At 68.1% G+C, this 17,190-nt stretch carries 3 protein-coding genes; 2 read left to right on the top strand and 1 reads right to left on the bottom strand.

Features of this window, described 5'->3' with window-relative positions:
• Nucleotides 1-17: 17 nt before the first annotated feature.
• The gene (locus ACZ6ZD_RS02495) at nucleotides 18-3,512 is read right to left on the bottom strand and encodes a S8 family serine peptidase (protein WP_465667580.1); all 3,495 of its coding nucleotides are present in this window, start codon (nucleotides 3,510-3,512) and stop codon (nucleotides 18-20) included.
• Nucleotides 3,513-3,732: 220 nt separating this feature from the next.
• Between ACZ6ZD_RS02495 and ACZ6ZD_RS02490 the strand changes: the two genes are divergently transcribed.
• Nucleotides 3,733-10,419 (top strand): polymorphic toxin-type HINT domain-containing protein, encoded by a 6,687-nt coding sequence (locus ACZ6ZD_RS02490; protein WP_465667578.1) that lies wholly within the window; start codon nucleotides 3,733-3,735, stop codon nucleotides 10,417-10,419.
• A gap of 50 nt (nucleotides 10,420-10,469) precedes the next feature.
• On the top strand, nucleotides 10,470-17,189 hold the full coding sequence (locus tag ACZ6ZD_RS02485) for a polymorphic toxin-type HINT domain-containing protein (protein WP_465667576.1): 6,720 nt from the start codon (nucleotides 10,470-10,472) through the stop codon (nucleotides 17,187-17,189).
• The last annotated feature ends 1 nt before the right edge of the window (nucleotide 17,190 follow it).

The raw sequence follows: 17,190 nt of genomic DNA, 5'->3' as shown, positions 1-17,190 counted from the left end.
ACCCGAGGGCTCTGGGGTCACCGCAGCTGGTAGGCGTTCAGCGTGGTCTGCACAACTTTGTTGCCCTTAGCATCTACTGCGATACTCCGGAAGGAGATCGAGCCGCCGGCCGGGTGCTTGACCGTGACCGCGCCGTCCTTGTACGGCGCCCGGGTCCACGTCTTGCCCTGATCGGCGGAGTACTCGACCGACTCGATCCGCGCGTCGCGAGCCTGGACGGGGATCCGGACCGATCGGTTGCCGGGGGCCGTGTTGTCCGGCGCGACCGGCGGCTGGAGGCCGACGGTCAACAGGGGAAGCGGCTCAATGCCCTTGGTGTGCGCGGATTTGAAGGTCCACTCCGCGGTGACTTCGGCTGCCCCGACACCACGTGCGCTCGCCCGCAGCCGGTACGTCGATGCTCCGGCCGGGAGTTCGGCGGTGATGGTGCCGCCCGGGTTGTCGGTTCGAGCGAGCTCGCGATCGCCGTCCCAGAGGGAGACGCCGCCCTCGTAACCGTCCGACGCCGCAGCCGGGTGGCCGGCGCCGTCCGAGATCAGTGGCAACCTGATCGACACCTGGTCGCCGTCCCGGGTTGCCTGCTCGGCAGGCGCCGGTCCGGTGACCGGCGCGAGCCAGTCGGTTCGAATCTGCCCTGCCGGTCGCTGCATCTTCCCTCGGTGGACACCGAGCTCGCTGTACAGCTCGTCCGACCAGCTCACCGGCGCGGGGGAGCGCAGCTGAGTCCGACGCAACGGCAGCGTCATCTGCTCGGCGAAGACGAAGCCGAGCCGCAGGCCGTCGACGGAACCGGCTGGCAGCATCGCAGCGGTCTGTCCCGCGGTCCCGTGGTACGTCGTGTCCTCGGCGACCAGCTCGCGGTCCCGGATCCGCCGGTCCAGCGTCGCGGGGATCCCGCCGGTCGTCGCGTGCAGGAGGTCGTACCGGTACGGGCTCTGCGGCTTACCGGTCAGTGTTGCCCAGGAGCCGGCGTTCGCGACCAGCTTGCGTACTTCGGGGCCGTCGGCAACCATGCTCGGGATTGCCGGCTGGGCGCCGGGCCACCCGTTCAGGTCGCTCAGGTGGTTGAGGGTGGCAACGGCACCGCGATCCGCCAGTCGCTGCACGCGTTCGGCGTACTCGCCGACCTCGGCCGCGGTCAGGGTGAACAACGCAAGCTTGCCCTTGACATCGACCTTCGCCACCTCGGCCTCGGTGGCGTGCCCGACGTCGACCGTCCGCAACCTCTTGCTGCCCAGGAAACGCGGGCTGCCGAAGGCCCAGTCGGCCGGGAATGCCTTGCCCTGCTGATCGGCGACGAGAGCCTCGGCGGCCTCGATCGACGACCCGTCCAGGAAGGCGAACCCCTCGGCGGACCGCTTCGTCGGGACCGCGTACGCCCGATCCTCGAACCACGATCCGTACCCGCCGCGCTGATCGCCGTTTCGGACGAACAGCCCGAACGTCCCAGCGGTCCGTCCAGGCCGGTCGGTCCGATGCCGAACCGGCATCCCGTCGCGGGCGTCGACCGTGACCACGCGATCGGCGTCCAGGATGAGCTCGGGCTCGGCCGCCGCCGTGACCGATGGGATCGTGTGATCGGCAGAGCCGCTGTAGACATACGTGCTGACGTTGTACCGGCCCTTGGGCAGCCGGACCTTCTCGCCGGGCTCGACCGGGTAGTACATCTGGTCGGGCTGATCGAGGTTGATGACTGCCGACACGCTCTCGGAGTCCGCGGCCGGCAGCGCTACGCCGTTCCGGTCGGTCGCCCGCACCTCAAGGTCGAAGCTCTCCGCTTCCTTGTGGACGCCGAACGGCGTCTGGACGACGACTGCGCCGTCGGCCGAGCGCGCCACGAGCCGGCCCTGGAACGTCCCCAGCGAACCGAGCCGCGGAGCGATCGTCACCGTGGCGACCGCCTGACCACCGGCGGGTACCGTCACACTCGGCGCGTCGACAGTGGCGAACCCGGCCGGTGCCGGCTTGCCCTCGCCGTCCTGGACGTCGAGCTGCGTGGCCAAGGTGACCGCACTGCTCCCGAGGTTCCGGAAGGTCACCTTGCGGGCGATCGGCTGCCGGTTGTCGTGCGGCCACTTGAGTAGCCCGAACTGGAGCGCGGCCGCGTCGGTGATCACCTGCTGCCGGTCCGCCCGCGCGAGGTCGAGGCGGCCGGCGCCCTGGGCGGTGGCCGAGATCCCGTCCAGCGGCTTGGCGCTGCTCATCAGCACGGCTTTGAGCTGTTCGCCGGTCCAGTCGGGGTGCTGGGCCGCGAGTACGGCGGCTGCACCGGCGACGTGCGGTGACGCCATCGACGTACCGGACAGCGTGGTGTACGCCGTGTCGCCGTCCGTGCCTTTGGCGCGGGCAGCGACGATGTCCGAGCCAGGTGCGGCGATGTCGGGTTTGAGGCCGAAGTCGCCGTACCGGGGGCCGCGGGACGAGAACTCGCTCAGCTCATCCTGTTTCGTGACGCTGCCGACCGCCAGCGCCCGATCGGCGGCCGCCGGGCTCGCCACCGAGCTGTCGCTCCCGAAGTTGCCGGCGGCTACGACGAACAGCGTCCCGGACGCGGCGGAGATTCGGTTCAGCTCGGTCGAGAGCAGGTCGGTGCCGTCCGAGGTATCGCCGCCGAGGCTCATGTTGACCACCCGCGCACCGCTGTCCGCGGCCCACTGCATACCCGCGACGATCGCGTCGAACGGACAGCCATCCTGGGCGCAGACCTTGCCGATCAGCAGGTCGGCGCCCTTCGCGACCCCGGTGTACTTACCGCCGGACGCCGTACCGCGCCCGGCTGCAGTCGACGCGACGTGCGTCCCATGACCGTCCCGGTCCTGGATGCCCTCGCCGGTGAAGTCTTTGCTTCCGACAACGACTCCGGCGAGGTCCGGGTGCTCGGTGTCGTACCCGCTGTCCAGGACGGCGAGCTTCGCGCCCTTACCGGTGTGGCCGGCCGCCCACGCCGCCGGCGCACCGACCTGCGGCACGCTCACATCCAGTGTCGGCTTCGCCTTGCCGTTCAGCCAGACCTTCTTGACCCCGGCCGGCAACGCCGTCAGCGCAGTGCTCTCCTTCGCCGACGTCACCGCGGTCAGGTTGCCCTTCGCCAGCTGCCGGGTCACCTTGCCCAGCGCGCCGACCGACCGGCGTCCGTCCGTCTGGACCAGCAGCGGGACCGATGTGGTCTTGGCGTCCTCGTAGCCCTGCTCGATCAACCCAGTGACGTCGAACAACGCCTTGTCCAGCTTCCCAGCCTTCACGAGCCCGGCAACGTCGTCCGGAATGACCGTCACACCCTTGGGGCCCACACTCTGCAGAAACCCGACCCGCCGCCCGGCCCGAGCCTCGACCGACACATCCCAGCTCTTACCGACCGGCCGGACCCGCACCTTGTCCCCGGTCACCAGCGTGACCACCTGCTCGACCCCTGGCACCGGAGGCCGCTTCGCCTCCGCAGCCCCCTGCCCGGCTCCACCCACGACCAGCGCACCGGCCAGCACCACAGCCGACGCTCTTCGTCCGACACCCACGAAACCACTCCTCACCTCGGAAAGTCGTAGCCCCCAGGACGAACACCTCCCCCGAACCGATGGCCTTTCGACCCCACTCGAAGCCCGCACCGCCCGCTGAGCGTGCCCATACAAAGACGTGTATCGCGCGTATGAACGGCTGCGGGACGTTACCGCCAGCTGGCGGGCGGGGCGTTAGCGGTCGGTCCGGATCGGGATGCGCTCAGCCTGGGGGTTCTACATGCGTGCGGTGGCTATCGGTACGACGGTGGCACTGGCCGCCGGTCTGCTGGTCGGAGCGGCGGCTCCGGAAGCGGCGGCCGTGTCGAAACGACCCCCGGTACCGCAGGAGAAGCTGCTGCCGCACCAGGACGCGCCGTTGACGCGGGTCGAGCTACCGACCACTCCAGGGAAGGACGAGCCCCGCAGGTTCACCACGTGGCCACCGGCAGGTGACGCCGAGGTGGTGCTGACCGGCGCGGCCAAGGCCGGCACGGCGAAGGCGGGCACGCTGCCGGTTGCTGTGACCGCCAAGGCCGGGCCGGACGCCGTCCGCGTGCGGGTGACCGACCAGATCGCGGCGCGTCGGGCGGCGGTTTCCGGCGTCCTACTCGCCATCGCTGCGACTCAGGGCAAGGCTGGTCCGGCGGCAGTCACTGTGCCGTACGGCTCGTTCCAGAACGCGATCGCAGGCTACGGGCACCGCGCAGTCCTGGTTCAGCTGCCGACCTGCGCTCTGACCACACCTGCTGTGCCGGCCTGTCAGGTCCAGACGCCGCTGCGTTCCCGGAACGACCCGAAGGCCCAGACTGTCGCGGCCGAGGTCGAGCTCACTCCGCAGACCGACACCGTGCTCGCTGTCGTTCCGGCCGCGAGCGGAACGAACGGAACCTTCGCAGCCAGCTCGCTGGCGCCGTCCGGCACCTGGTCGGTGTCCGGCAGCTCTGGCTCGTTCAACTGGTCGTACCCGATCGCCGTCCCGCCAGTCGGCAGTGGCGCCGCCGCCGGACCGGCCGTGACACTGACCTACAGCTCCAGCAGCGTCGATGGTCGGACTGCCGTGACGAATGGCCAGGCCTCCTGGGTCGGGCAGGGCTGGGAGTACACGCCGGGCTACATCGAGCGGACGTTCCGGACGTGCGCCTCCATCGAGGGCATCCCCGAGGAGCGTGAAACCGGTGACCAGTGCTGGGCCGGTGACATCGTCACGATGAACCTGGGCGGTGAGTCGATGCCGCTGGTTTACGAGAAGGACAAGGGCTGGCACGGGGAGACCGAGAACGGGACGCGGATCCAGCTGGTCGGAGGCGAGTACTGGGAGGTGACCAAGACCAACGGCGTCCGGTACTACTTCGGCCGCAACAAGAGCACCGGCCACACCAACCAGCCACTCACCAACTCGGCCTGGAAGACCCGTGTGTACGGCGCGAAGCCCGGTGACCCGTGCTACGACCCGACGTTCGCCAAGTCGGCCTGCGATCAGATCTACCGCTGGAACCTGGACTTCGTCGAAGACACCCAGGGCAACGTCGAGGCCTACTACTACAAGCCTGAGACCAACTTCTACGGCGCGCACAAGGGAACCACCGGTTTCGAGTACACGCGGGGCGGTTCGCTCGAGCGGATCGACTACGGCCTGCGGAAGGTCAACGACAGCATCTACGGGCAGACGCCGACCGGCCAGGTCGTGTTCGAGACGACTGAGCGCTGCAAGCCGACCGCGGACTTCAATTGCGACCCGGCCAAGTTCACTCCGGAGAACGCGAGCCGTTGGCCGGACACCCCGGTCGACCAGCTCTGCAAGAGCGGTGAGGTCTGCAACAACCACTCTCCGACCTACTGGTCGACCAAACGACTCACGAAGATCACCACCCAGTACAACCCGGGCAGTGGTCCCGTGAAGGTCGACAGCTACGAGCTGACCCAGGAGTTCCCGACGGTCGCCGACCCGACGCTGCGGCTGGACAAGATCGTCCGCACCGGCTTCGCCGCAAACGGTACGGCGCTGGCGCTGCCGGCGGTCGAGTTCACCAGCCAGGCGTTCCACAACCGGGTCTCGGGCTACAACAACAACCCGGCGATGCCGCATTGGCGGTTGACCGACATCGCTACCGACACTGGCTCGCTCATCCACGTCCGGTACAGCGGCACGGACTGCAGCGCGACCGACGTCCCGGCCGACCTGGCCACCAACACCCGGCGCTGCTACCCGGTCAACTGGGACCTGGGGTACGCGAACCCGGAGCCGGTCAAGGACTTCTTCCACAAGTACGTCGTCGACCAGGTCGAGATCCAGGACCGTAACTCGCTCACTCCGACCCAGATCACGGCGTACAAGTACCTGGACGGCGCGGCCTGGCGCTTCGACGACAACGAGCTCGTCGAGGCGAAGCATCGGACGTACGGGCAGTTCCGCGGCTACGGCAAGGTGGAGGTCCGCAGCGGCAACACGGCGAACGGACTGGCCCTCGACGGCTCCAAGGACAAGCAGACGCGGACCCGGACGACGTACTTCCGCGGAATGGGCAAGGCGTTCCCGAACTCGCTGGACGAGAGCGTCGCCGACCCGGATGCCTTGGCCGGTGAGGCGCACGAGGTGCAGACCTTCGACGGCGACAGCAACGTACTCATCTCGACCGAGATCACCGACAAGTCCGTCGAGCGGACGACGGCCACCCGGGTGCGGCCCGGGCTCGACCCGCTGACCGCGGAGGTCGTGGTCACCAGCCGGACGCGCACCCACGCGCCGACCGCGGCCGGCGCCGTCCAGAAGTCGTCGATGACGTACCGGTACGACGAACTCGGCCGGCCGATCGCCACCACCCGGGCAGGTGACGGGACGGCGACCATGTGCGAGACGGTCCGGTACGCCGACAACGTGGACAAATGGATCCGGGACCGCGTCAGCGAGACTCTCACCTCGCAGCAGGCCTGTCCGTCCTCCGGCGATCCGGCTCCCGTCGTCGCCGCGACACACCTCTACTACGACAACTCCGCGGTCCCAGGCGCCGTCCCGGGCGCAGGCCTGGTGACGCGCACCGACACCGCCACCGGAGTCGTCAACGGCAAACCGGCGTACGTCACGACAGGCAGCACCGTGTACGACGCACGCGGCCGGGTCACATCGTCGACCGATGCGGCCGGCATCACCACCCGGACGGGCTACGGCCCGACCGGATCGGCTCTGGTCAAGACAGTGACCTCGACGAACGCCAAGGGCCACGTCTCCACGACGGAGCGCGAGCCGTCCCGTGGTGCGGTCGTGGCCGCGGTGGACAGCACCGGACGGCGGACCGAGGCCGCATACGACCCGCTGGGCCGGCTCGTCTCCGTCTGGCTGCCCGGGCGGTTGAAGAGCGACCCGCACCCCAGCGTCAGCTACGCCTACCGGCAGACCCTCGACCAGCCGCTCGCGGTGACCACCAAGACCGTGGTGGACAACGGCCAGGAGCTCAGCCAGATCACCCAGATCGACCTGTACGACGGCCTCGGTCAGCTGCGCCAGACACAGACCGACGACCGGTCGAACCCGAACCGCGTCGAGGGGCGAATCGTCAAGGACGTCTTCTACGACTCGCATGGCTGGCCGGTGTTGAGCAACAACCGGTACGTCGCTGCCGGCGGACCGCAGGCAACGCTGATCGAGGTGGCCGGAACCGCTGTCGAGGACCGCACGCTGACCGCGTACGACGGCGCCGGCCGAACGACTCGATCCGTCGCCTACAAGGGTCTGACCGCAACCCGTGAGACGAAGACGGTGCACGGCGGCGACCGGACGACGGTCATCCCGCCGGAGGGCGGCGTCCCGACGACCACCGTGGTCGACGTCTGGGGCCAGAACACCGCTCTGCTGACCTACACGACGCCGCCGGCGGTGCACCGGACGAAGTTCGGCACGGCGGTGTCGGCAGCGGCGGCGCAGACGACGACGTACCGGCACAACGCGCTGGGCCAGCTCGCGGCGATGGCCGATGCCAACGGCAACGAATGGTCGTACACCTACGACTTCCTGGGCCGGCGGACCAGTGCCACCGACCCGGACTCCGGAGTCCGGCGGACGACGTACAACGTGGCCGGTCAGGTGTTGTCGACGCGGGACGCCAAGGGCCAGGAGCTCAGCTACGACTACGACGCGCTGGGCCGCAAGATCGTCGAGTACAAGGGAACCGTCAAGACCGCCGCGAACCGGACCGCGTCCTGGACCTACGACACGGCCGACAACGGCACCGGCAAGCTCGCGAGCACCACGCGCTACACCTCGAAGGGCAACTACCAGGTCGGAGTGGGCGAGTACGACGGCCAGGGCAACCCGGCCAAGCAGACGATCTCGCTCCCGGCCGGGGAGCTGGGTTTCCCGCAGAAGCTGTACGAGTCGGAGATGTCGTACACGTCGACCGGTCTGCTGCGCAGCGCGACCAAGCCCGCGATCGGCGGACTGCCGTTCGAGACGATCACCTACGACTACGACCGGCACGGTCAACCGAAGAGCACCCGAGGCTACAACGAGTACGTCTCCGGCACGGACTACACGCCGTACGGCGAGGTTGCGCAGTACTCGCTGGGCGTGCTCGACAGTGCTTGGCTGACCTACCAGCGCGACGCGCAGACCCGGTTCGTCACGCAGGCCAACCTGTCGGCGCAGCAGGCTTTCCCGCAGATCGACGACGTCCGCTACAGCCACGACCCGGCGGGTAACGTCACGCGGCTGGTCAACACCCAGGGCGACCCCAGCAACGGCGCTCCGGTGCGGACGCAGTGCTTCACGTACGACGAGCTCAACCGGTTGGACGAGGCCTGGACGGCGACCGACAACTGCGCGGGCGCACCGACGGCAGCAACGGGCAGGGCCAATATCGGCGGTCCGGCGCCGTACTGGACGACGTGGGAGTTCGCAGCGGACGGCCTGCGGACGAAGCAGGTTCAGCACGCACTTCCCGGCAAGACCGGTGACACGGTCACCGACTACACCAATCCGCCGACCGGGCCGGGCAAGGTTCGGCCGCACGCGCTACTCGGCACCAAAACTGTCGGTCCGGCCGGCACGAGCACCACAGCCTACGAGTACGACGCTAATGGCAGCACCACGGTCCGAGACGTGCCGAGTGGTCGTCAGACCTTCGCCTGGAACCTCGACGGCACGATGGCCTCGGTCACCACACCAGCCGGTACGACGTCGTACGTGTACGACGGCGACGGCAGCCAGCTGATGCGGCACGATCCGAACAAGAGCACGCTGTACCTGCCTGGTGAGGAGATCGCTGTTGACGGTGCGACCGGGGCGGTCACCGGCACTCGGTACTACGGCCAGAATGGCACCACGGTGGCAGTGCGGGTCGGAACTGCCACTGTGCAATACCTGCAGGCCAACCAGCACGGTACGAACCAGGTCGCGCTCCAGCGCACCGGACAGGGTTTCACCGCCACTCGGCGGGAGCTGGACCCCTACGGCAACTTGCTGTCGGCACAGGGCGCCTGGCCTGACAGCCACGGCTTTCTCGACAAACCGCACAACGCGACCACTGGCCTGACCGACGTCGGAGCTCGCCAGTACGACCCGTCCACCGGCCGGTTCGTCTCGGTCGACCCGCTGCTCGATCCAGGTCTACCGCAGCAGTGGGCGGCGTACACCTACGCCAACAACAACCCAACAACGCTGAGCGACCCGAGCGGTCTCTATGCCACGCCCTGTATGGACGATGGCCCCTGTGGAAACGGCGGCGGCATGTCCCGCCCGACGCCGCCCAAGGCGACCGAGCTGGGCCCGGGGCGACCTGGCCGGGTCGACTACGGCGGTAACTGGTCGCTGGTGGTGGACAACACCGGTACGGCGTACCTGAACGGCATCTTCGAACTGCCGTGGAGCCCGCTGGCCGCGGACGTGATCATCCCGAAGATCAAGGCGCAGCAGGGCGACCTGCCGACCGAGATCGGCGATGACTGGAACATCGAGCAGACCTGGAATGCGATGCTGGCCTACTGCCGGGACGCATCGGCGTGCGCTGGACCGGTGCGGGACTTCGTCCTGATGCAGGCTGCGCGTGTCCAGGATCTGGCGGGCACCTGGGAAGAGGCCGGCGGTCGCGGCAGCAGCAGCCGGTTGCCCGGGCGGGGAGTCGGCCGGGGCGGCGGCCCCAAGACGAAGGCCGCGAAGTTCACCGGCGACCTGCTCGAGAAGGTTCTCCAGGACCAGGCCTGCAGCTTCACCGGTGCGACCGAGGTGGTGATGGCGGACGGCCGGGTCAAACCCATCGCGGAGATCCAGGTCGGCGACCAGGTCCTGGCCGGCGATCCGGAGACCGGTACGACCGGCGCCCGGACGGTGACGGCGACGATCGTCCACGAGGACACTGTCACGGACCTGCTCACCGCGGATGGCTCGCGGGTGACGACGACCGAGGATCACCCGTTCTACAGCCAGTCGGACCGGCAGTGGAAACGTGCCGACGAGCTGGCGCCCGGTGAGCTCCTCCGCGCGTCCAAGGGTGCGGGCGCCCGAGTCGTCGGTCTCCTCCCCGGAACCCGACGCCTCAGCACGGCGTACAACCTGACGGTCGCCGACCTGCACACCTACTACGTCAAGGTCGGAACCCGCGAAACCCTCGTCCACAACGTCTGCCACCGCAAACCGACGCGTGCCAAGACGTTCAACGAGGGGCCGATTCCCGCCGAGATCGAGGCGGTCGTCTCCTTCCGCGAGGAGACCGGCCGGTTCCCTGCCGGAAGCGGCGGGTTCGATCGGTTCCGCAACAACGGGATGGAGGACGGGATGTTCCTGCCACGCGGCTCGAAGGACAGCCCGATCCGGTACAAGGAGGTCGACGTCGGGCCGCGTTGGGGCCGGGAACGTCTCGTGTGGGGGAGTGACGGCTCGGTGTACTACACGAACGACCACTACCGGACTTTCTGGGTGGTGAGGCCGCCGCGCTAGTCGGTGGGGGTTCAGTCAGCTTCGGATCGCGCTCAGCCTGGGGGCTCTTCATGCGTGCAGTGGCAATTGGTACGACGGTGGCGCTGGCCGCCGGTCTGTTGGTCGGTGCGGGGACTCCGGAGGCGGTGGCGGCATCAGCGCAGCCGCCGGTGCCGGAGGAGAAGCTGGTGGCGACCAGCGCCACTCCGTTGGCTCCGGTGCAGCCGCCGGTGAATCCGGGGTTGGGTGAGCCCCGGAAACACACGGCCTGGCCGCCGGCGGGTGACGCGGAGGTGGTGCTGAACGGCGCGAAACGGGCCGGAACGGCGCAGGTGGGTTCGCTGGCCGTTGGTGTGACCGCCAAGGCCGGGCTGGACGCCGTACGGGTGCGGGTCTCCGACCAGGTTGCGGCGCGGAAGGCTGCGGTCTCCGGAGTGCTGCTGGCGATTACTGGGACACAGGGCAAGGCCGGTCAGACGACAGTGACTGTGCCGTACGGCTCGTTCCAGAATGCCATTGCCGGGTACGGGCCCCGAGCGCGACTGGTGCAACTGCCGGCGTGTGCGCTGACTACGCCGACTGTGCCGACCTGTCAGGTGCAAACGCCGCTGCGGTCCCGCAACGACGGCCGGACCCAGACTGTCTCGGCCGAGGTGGACGTCGCTCCGCAGTCCGACACGGTGCTGGCTGTCGTACCGGCCGCGAGTGGGGCGAACGGGTCGTTCGAGGCTAGCTCGCTGGCGCCGTCCGGCACCTGGTCGGTGTCGGGTAACTCCGGTGCATTCAACTGGTCGTACCCGGTAGGGGTGCCGCCGGTCGGCAGTGGCGCCGCAGCGGGTCCGGCCGTGACGCTGACGTACAGCTCGGCCTCGGTGGACGGGCGGACAGCAGCGACGAACGGCCAGGCCTCCTGGGTCGGACAGGGTTGGGAGTACACCCCTGGGTTCATCGAGCGCACCTTCCGGACCTGCGCGTCCATTGAAGACCTGCCGGAGGAACGCAAGAGCGGTGACCAGTGCTGGGCCGGTGACATCGTCACGATGAACCTGGGCGGTGAGTCGATGCCGCTGGTTTACGAGAAGGACAAGGGCTGGCACGGGGAGACCGAGAACGGGACGCGGATTCAGCTGGTCGGAGGTGAACACTGGGAGGTGACCAAGACCGACGGCACGAAGTACTTCTTCGGCCGGAACAAGGGGCCGGGCCACACCAACCAGGAGTTGACGAACTCGGCCTGGAAGACCCGTGTGTACGGCGCGAAGCCCGGTGACCCGTGCTACGACCCGACGTTCTCGAAGTCGGCCTGTGACCAGATCTACCGCTGGAACCTCGACTTCGTCGAAGACCCGCTGGGTAACACCGAGGTCTACTACTACTCCCCGGAGACCAACTGGTACGGCGCGCACAAGGAGACCACCGGTTTCCAGTACACGCGCGGCGGAACGCTGAAGCGGATCGACTACGGGTTCCGCCAGGTCAACGGCACCATCTACGGGCAGACGCCGACCGGCCAGGTCGTGTTCGAGACGACTGAGCGCTGCAAGCCGACCGCGGACTTCAATTGCGATCCGGCCAAGTTCACTCCGGAGAATGCGAGTCGCTGGCCGGACACCCCGGTCGACCAGGACTGCAAGAGCGGTGCGGTCTGCAACAACCACTCTCCGACCTACTGGTCGACCAAGCGGCTGGCCAAGATCACCACCCAGTACAACGCCGGTAGCGGGCCGGTGAAGGTCGACACCTACGAGCTGACCCAGGAGTTCCCGACGGTCGCCGATCCGACGCTCCGCCTGGACAAAGTGGTCCGTACAGCGTTTGCCAAGGACGGTACGGCGTTGCCGCTGCCGGCGGTCGAGTTCACCAGTCAGGCGAAGCCCAACCGCGTTCTGGGCTACAACAACAACCCGGCGATGCCGCACTGGCGGCTGACCGACATCGCGACCGACACCGGTTCGCTCATCCACATCCGCTACAGCGCCGAAGACTGCACCGGCACCGACGTACCGGCGGATCTGACCAAGAACACCAAGCGCTGCTACCCCGTGTTCTGGGACCTCGGCTACGCCAACCCGGACCCGGTCAAGGACTTCTTCCACAAGTACGTCGTCGACCAGGTCGAGATCCAGGAGCGGAACGCACTCGCTCCGACGCAGATCACGGCGTACAAGTACCTGGGCACGCCGGCCTGGCATTTCGACGACAACGAGCTTGTCGAGGCCGAGTACCGGACGTACGGGCAGTTCCGCGGCTATGGCAAGGTGGAGGTACGCAGCGGCAACACGGCGAACGGGCTGGCACTCGACAAGTCCAAGGACAAACAGACGCTGACCCGCAGCACCTACTACCGCGGTATGGGCACGCCGTTCTTGAACTCGCTGGACGAAAGCATCGAGGACCCGAACCCGCTCGCCGGTGCGGTCCACGAGACCCAGACGTTCGACGGCGACAGCAACGTGCTGATTTCGACCGAGATCAGCGACGAAAAGGTCGGACGCACCACAGCGACCCGTGCACGGGCCGGTCTGGAGCCGCTGACCGCGAACCAGGTGGTCACGAGCCGTACGCGTGGCCGGACGCCGACTGCGGCCGGCACCATCCAGAAGACCACAGTGAGCCACCGGTACGACGACCTCGGCCGTCCGGTCGCGACCACCAGAGCCGGTGACGACACGGACGCCATGTGTGAGTCGGTCACGTACGCCGACAACGTCGACAAGTGGATCCGGGACCGGGTCAGCCAGACTCTCACTGCCAAACAAGCCTGTCCGGCGACCGGGCAGCCGACCGCCATCGTCGGCGCGACCAGGACCTACTACGACAACTCGTCCAGCCTCGGCGCCGTTCCGGGCGCCGGGCTGGCCACTCGGACCGACACAGCGACCGGTGTGACCAACGGCGTCCCGGCGTACCAGACCGTCGGCACCAGCGGGTACGACGCTCGCGGTCGGGTGACCACTACGACGGACGCTGCTAACCGCACTACCAAGACCGCCTACACGGCGAACGGCACCGGTCTCGTCTCAGCTGTGGTCTCGACCAACCCCAAGAACCAGGCCACGACCACCGAGCGGGATCCGGCGCGTGGCTCCGTCCTGGCCGCGGTCGACGAGAGCGGCCGCCGGACGGAGGCGAAGTACGACCCGGCCGGCCGGCTGACGGCTGTCTGGCTGCCGGGGCGCTCGCGGAGCTCCGATCCGAGTGTCGAGTACACCTACCGGCAGAGCCTCGACCAGCCGCTCGCAGTCACCTCCAAGACGCTGGTCGACAACGGGAACCAGATCAGCTTCGTCACCAAGGTCGACCTGTACGACGGCCTCGGGCAGTTGCGCCAGACCCAGACGAACGACCTCTCCGATACGACCGGAGCGCAGCGCCGCATCGTCAAGGACGTGTTCCGCGACTCGCACGGCTGGGAGGTGTTGACGAACAACCGCTACCTGACGACCGGCAAGCCCGAGGCCAAGCTGATCGACGTCGCCGGGGAATCGGTCGACGATCGCACGCTGACGACGTACGACGGCAGCGGCCGGACGACGAAGTCCACGGCGTACAAGGGGCTGCAGGTCACCAAGGCGACCACCACGGTCCACGGCGGCGACCGGACGACAGTCATCCCGCCGGAGGGCGGCGTACCGACCACCAGCGTCGTCGACGTGTGGGGGCAGGGCACCGAGCTGCTGACCTACTCGGCGCCGCCGACGCTGAGCAAGACGAAGTTCGGCACCAGCGTGATCGGCGAGGCACAGCTCACCAAGTACGACCACAACGCGCTCGGTCAGCTCGCCTCGATGACGGACGTCGGCGGCAACGTCTGGTCCTACGGCTACGACTTCCTGGGCCGGCAGACCTCGGCGTCCGACCCGGACTCGGGAACGCGGACGACGACGTACGACCTGGCCGGCCAGCTCCAGACCGTCAAGGACGCGAAAGGTCAGGTGCTGTCGTACGAGTACGACGTGCTGGGACGCCGGGTCGCGGAGTACCAGGGCACGGTCAAGACCGACACGAACAAGCTCGCCTCCTGGACGTACGACACGGCGGACAACGGCCTGGGCAAACTGGCGAGCACGGTCCGCCACACGCCGAAGGGCGCCTACAGCGTCGCGATCAACGAGTACGACGGTCTCGGCAACCCGGCGAAGCAGACCGTCACGCTGCCGGTGTCGGAGACGCAGACTCCGGCCGGACAGCCGCGGCTCCCGCAGAGTTACGAGTCGGAGATGTCCTACACCAGCACTGGCCTGCTGCGCAGTGTGACCAAGCCGGCCATCGGTGGGCTGCCGTTCGAGACGCTCGTCCACGAGTACGACCGGTACGGCCAGCCCAAGTCGACCAAGGGCTACAACGAGTACGTCTCGGACACCAAGTACACGCCGTACGGCGAGGTGGCGCAGTACACCCTCGGTGTCCTCGACAACCGCGGCTGGCTGACCTACCAGCGGGACGCGCAGACCCGGCGGCTGACCCAGGCGAACCTGTCCGCGCAGCAGGCGTTCGCGCAGCTCGACGACCTCCGGTACAGCTACGACCCGGCCGGAAACGTGAAGCGGATCGTCAACACCCGGGGTGACTCGAACAATGGCGCCCCGGTCCGAACGCAGTGTTTCGACTACGACGACCTCAACCGGCTGTCCGAGGCCTGGACTGCGACCGACAACTGCGCGGCCGCGGCGTCCCAGACCACTGTCGGCGGCCCCGCACCCTTCTGGACGACATGGGAATTCGAATCTACTGGTCTCCGGAAGAAGCAGATTCAGCACGCGCTGCCCGGCCAGACCGGCGACACGACCACGGAGTACTTCAATCCCCTCTCGGGCCCTGGGAAGGAGCAGCCGCACGCGCTGACCGGAACCAGGACGAGTGGCCCGGCGGGGACCAGCACAACGGCGTACACCTACAACGAGAACGGCAGTACAGCCACCCGGCAGTCGTCGGCTGGTAAGCAGACCCTCGCCTGGAACGAGTCCAACCAGGTCGCTTCGGTGACCACGCCGAACGGCATTACGTCGTACACGTACGACGCTGACGGCAGCCAGCTGATGCGGCACGACCCGGACCGGACGACCTTGTTCCTGGCCGGTGAGGAGATCGCTCGCGACACAGCGACCGGTGCGATCACCGGAACCCGGTACTACGGCCAGAACGGCACTACCGTCTCGCTACGCGTGGGCAACGCCGATCTGCAGTATCTGCAGGCAGATCAGCACGGAACCAACCAGGTCGCCGCAAAGCGCACAGCGCACGGGTACGTCGCCACTCGCCGCGATCTGGACCCGTACGGCAACCCGCTGGCCGCACAAGGTGCCTGGCCGGACAAGCGCGGTTTCCTCGACAAACCGCACAACGAGCTCACCGGGCTCACTGACATCGGCGCCCGCAAGTACGACCCGGTCACCGGCCGCTTCGCTTCGGTCGACCCGATCCTGGATGCGGCAACCCCGCAGCAGTGGGCGGCGTACACCTACGCGAACAACAACCCGACGACGCTGAGCGACCCGAGTGGTCTCTATGCGACGCCTTGTATGGACGACGGTCCCTGTGGGAACGGCGGCGGGATGTCCCGCCCGACGCCGTCCGCGCCGCCCAAAGCGACCGAGCTGGGCCCGGGCCGCCCCGGACGGGTCGACTACGGCGGTAACTGGTCGCTGATCGTGGACAACACCGGTACGGCGTACCTGAACGGCATCTTCGAACTGCCGTGGAGCCCGATCGCCGCGGACCAGATCATCCCGAAACTGAAGGCGGACCACGGCGACATCGCCACCGAGATCGGTGACGACTGGAACGCCGAGCAGACCGTCAACGCGATGCAGACCTACTGCCGCAGCGCCGACACCTGCGACAACACCGTCAAGATGTTCATCCTCAGCGAGACAGCGCGCGTCCAGGCGCTGATCGGCACCTGGGTGGACGCCGCCAGCGGTCGCGGCGGCGGTGGCAAACTGCCCGGCCGCGGCACCGGCCGCAGCGGCTACTCCAAGGCAGTCAGCAAGTTCACCAAGGAGTTGCTGGACCAAACGTTGCAAGGCCCGGCCTGCAGTTTCACCGGTGACACCCAGGTCGTCATGGCCGACGGCACCAGCAAACCGATCGCCGAGATCGCAGCGGGCGACCAAGTGCTCGCCACCGATCCCGACACCGGTGAAACCGGCGCCCGAACGGTCACCGCGACCATCGTCCACGAGGACACCGTGATCGACCTGGTCACCAAGGACGGCTCCAAGGTCACAACGACCGAGGACCACCCCTTCTACAGCCAGTCCGATCGTCAGTGGAAGCGCGCCGATCAGCTCGACCACTCGGACACCCTGCGCGGGCCGAACGGTCAGGAGCTCCGCGTGGCCGGCCTGCGTCCGCAGACACAGCGGATCGCGGCGGCGCACAACCTCACCGTGGCCGGCCTGCACACCTACTACGTGAAGGTCGGCGCCCACCCGGTCCTGGTGCACAACCAGTGCCCGGAGTTCCGGGACGACGAGTGGTGGGAGGACCGGATGACGCTGTCCAACGGGATGGAGTACAAGTTCGGCGGCGACATCGAGATCGACGGGACCACCGTGATCATCAACAACGCCTACATCTGGCCCCTCGACCGGGACGTCGACCCGGACGATCTGCTCGGTTCGCTCGGTCGCCGGGGCTTCCGGGAGATCGAGAGTCACATCACCGGCAAGTACCTGGACCAGGTGCGTGCCCAGGGCGGCACCCACATCCGGATCATCGGCATCCGGACGACGGGACCGAACCCGGGGCATGTCTTCGACGAGCGATGGCCGCGACCGGGCAAGTGAC

Source organism: Kribbella sp. NPDC104218, from assembly GCF_055584105.1.
Note: the sequence above shows the minus strand (reverse complement) of the source record. Positions and strands in the feature narration are given on the sequence as shown.